The organism is Microbacterium testaceum, assembly GCF_001476285.1.
Taxonomy (GTDB): domain Bacteria; phylum Actinomycetota; class Actinomycetes; order Actinomycetales; family Microbacteriaceae; genus Microbacterium; species Microbacterium testaceum_B.
On record NZ_LDRU01000120.1, the window covers coordinates 1 to 2,899 of the forward strand.

General features: G+C 69.8%; 3 protein-coding genes, 1 tRNA gene and 1 pseudogene. 3 read left to right on the forward strand and 2 right to left on the reverse strand.

The window, feature by feature from the left end; all coding sequences use genetic code 11:
- A pseudogene (locus tag NS283_RS17415) lies at positions 1-271 on the reverse strand (hypothetical protein); the annotation flags it as partial.
- Between the two features lie 58 nt (positions 272-329).
- Here NS283_RS17415 and NS283_RS17420 point away from each other — a divergent pair.
- Together NS283_RS17420 and NS283_RS17425 are read left to right on the forward strand one after the other, a co-directional pair.
- Positions 330-1,124, forward strand: coding sequence for a hypothetical protein (locus NS283_RS17420; RefSeq protein WP_058598117.1), 795 nt, complete (start codon positions 330-332; stop codon positions 1,122-1,124).
- Positions 1,125-1,145: 21 nt separating this feature from the next.
- Entirely contained in the window at positions 1,146-2,063 is a 918-nt protein-coding gene (locus NS283_RS17425) for a DUF368 domain-containing protein (protein WP_058598118.1), read from the forward strand.
- Positions 2,064-2,240: 177 nt separating this feature from the next.
- On the opposite strand, the gene NS283_RS17430 is transcribed toward NS283_RS17425, so the two are convergent.
- Positions 2,241-2,324 (reverse strand) — tRNA-Leu (locus NS283_RS17430).
- A 154-nt stretch (positions 2,325-2,478) separates the two neighbouring features.
- Here NS283_RS17430 and NS283_RS17435 point away from each other — a divergent pair.
- Positions 2,479-2,899, forward strand: a 421-nt coding sequence (locus tag NS283_RS17435) for a DUF3662 domain-containing protein (protein WP_153003412.1), incomplete at its 3' end; no start/stop codon positions are given.

Consider the following 2,899-nt stretch of genomic DNA (forward strand, 5'->3'; position numbering starts at 1 on the left):
CGACGAGCACGCCCGCGTTGCCGAGAGACGCCGCGGCGAGCACCATCGCCAGCCCCGCCGCCACGCCCCACCGCCGCCGGAGCACGGCGATCACGCCCGCGACCACCGCGAGCGCGGCGAGGCCGATGGCCAGGATGCCGCGGAACGGGATCAGCTGGGCCACCACCTGCAGGCGCTGCGCGCCGACGATCTGCGGCCACACCGCCAGGACGGCGAGAACACCGCCGACCACGAGCGTCACGATCAGGCCGGTGCGTCGGGTCTTCGGCATCCGCCCAGTAAACCGCGGAACACCCGCGTATCGCTGAGAGGGCGTGCGATCATTCCTCATGCCTTTCCCTCCGGGGAGCCTGACTCCCGCGCCGGACCGCGAGCCCGATCTCGACGACGACTTCCGGACGGGACTCGACCCACGCTGGTGGGTCGCGAGCTACCTGCCGCACTGGACCACGCCGGAGCGAGCGCGAGCGCGCTATGACACCGGGCCGGACGGTCTCGCACTGAGAATCGATCGCGATCAGCCGGACTGGCGCGAAGAAGACGCTCCCCTGCGCGTCTCGAACCTGCAGACCGGGGTGTTCTCGGGGCCGGTCGGCTCCCCCCTCGGGTCGCACCGTCACCGCGAGGGCCTCACCGTCCGCACCGAGACCCCGACGCGACTTCTCTTCGCCCCCTCGAGTGGACGCGTCGAGATCACGGTCTCCGCCAGCCGTGACGTGAACTGCATGACGGCCGCCTGGCTCGTCGGCACCGAGCACCGCTCCCCGACCGAGTCCGGTGAGATCTGCATCTTCGAGATCGACGCCGACGCGATCGGCGAGACCACCGTGGCGCGGAGCGGCATCAAAGCCCATCACGACCCACACCTCACGTCCGACATGAGCGAGGTCGCTCTTCCCCTGGACGCGTCTGCCCCGCACGCCTGGTTCGTGCAGTGGGGGTCGGGCGAGACGGTCATCGGATGCCAAGACCGCACGCTGCGGCGGGTCGCACAGGCACCCGATTACCCGCTGTTCCTCATGATCGACCTCTTCGAGATCGGCCCACGCTGGGGTCGTTACCCGAAGACGGCGACGATCCACCGCGTGCGCGCCTGGGGCGAGAGCGGTTTGGCCGCCGGCTGACCCTCGCCTAGCGTGGACCGAATGGCCGACACCCTTGCCGACCGACGTTCACCTCTCCGCCCCGCTCTCGACGTGGTTCGCGGCGCCCTGATCGGGGCGGTGGAAGTCATCCCGGGGGTCAGCGGCGGAACGGTCGCCCTGATCGTGGGGGTGTACGCGACGCTGATCGACGCCGCGAGCCACATCGTGCGCGGCACGGTCGCGGCGACGGACGTCGTGCGCGGTCGCGGACTCACACGCAGCGCCCGTCACTTCCGGGCGGTGCGATGGCGAGTCGTGGCCCCGGTGCTCGTCGGCATGGTGCTGGCGGTCGTCCTCGGCGCGCGCGTCCTGGCTCCCCTCGTGCAGGAGTATCCGACCGGGACACGGGCCGTCTTCGGCGGCATGATCGCGGCATCCCTGCTCATTCCGATCCGGCTGCTGGGTCGCGAGTGGACGTGGCGGCTGGGCCTGCTGACGCTCGTCGCCGCCGTAGCTGCATTCGTCCTCACCGGCCTGCCCTCCGGTGCCGTCGAGAACCCGCCGCTCATCGTCGTCGCGCTGGCGGCTTCGGTCGCCGTGTGCGCCCTCGTGCTGCCGGGGCTCTCCGGAGCGTTCCTGCTCCTCGTCTTCGGCCTCTACGAGACGACGTTGATCGCCCTGAACGAGCGCGACATGCCCTACATCCTGGCTTTCGCCGTCGGCGCGATCGTGGGGCTCAGCGTCTTCGTCAACGTCCTGCGCCTTCTCCTGGCCCGGTTCCACGCGGGCATGCTGGCCCTGATGACGGGCCTGATGCTGGGCTCCCTCCGCGCGCTCTGGCCGTGGCAGGACGACGCGGGGCACTCCCTCGCGCCGTCGGGCGACGTCGCTTCGACGGTGCTCCTCGCAGCGGCCGGCGCCGCGGTCGTGCTGCTCGTGGTGTGGATGCAGGCGCGCCTGACCGCGAAGTCCCCCTGACCCGAGCGGCACCCCCACAGATTCGGACCAGTGCAACGAAATCGGATGCCAGGGGGCTCGGCATCCGATTCTGTTCGCCGTGTCCGATTCCGGTGCAAGCCGGGACGGGTCCGGGGCCGCCCCTCCCCCAGACATGAGAAAGACCCCCGGGATGAACCCGGGGGTCTTTCTCATCTGTGCGCGAGGGGGGACTTGAACCCCCACGCCCGTGAAGGCACTGGCACCTGAAGCCAGCGCGTCTACCTATTCCGCCACTCGCGCGTGCGCGACATCGAGGATGCCACGCGACCAACTTCCCGAGAATATCACGGCCGCGTCGGCACAGCGAAACGCGGGCTCCGCAGGCGGCATCCATGACCTGCTCAGCCGCCCTGACTACGATGTGCCTACTGGTCTGCCTGCCCGAAGGAGTCTCGTGGGACTACTCGACAGTTTCGAGAAGGGTCTCGAACGCGCCGTCAACGGTGCGTTCGCGAAGACCTTCCGCAGTGGCATCCAGCCGGTGGAGATCGCCTCCGCGCTGCGGAGTGAGCTCGATAAGAAGGCCGTCGTGGTCACCCGCGACCGCATCCTCGCCCCCAACGCCTTCGCGGTCCGTCTGTCGCCCGCCGACGACGAGAAGATGAGCGCGCTGGGGTCCACTCTGGTCACCGAGCTGACCACGCTCGTGAAGAAGCACGCCAGCACGCAGGGCTACTCGTTCGCCGGCCCCCTGGCCATCTCGATCGAACGCGACGAGTCGCTGTCGACGGGGACCCTCCGCGTCGACTCGCAGACCAGCGAGGGCCAGGTCTCGTGGCGCGGTGTCGTCGACATCGACGGAACGCGGCACGAGC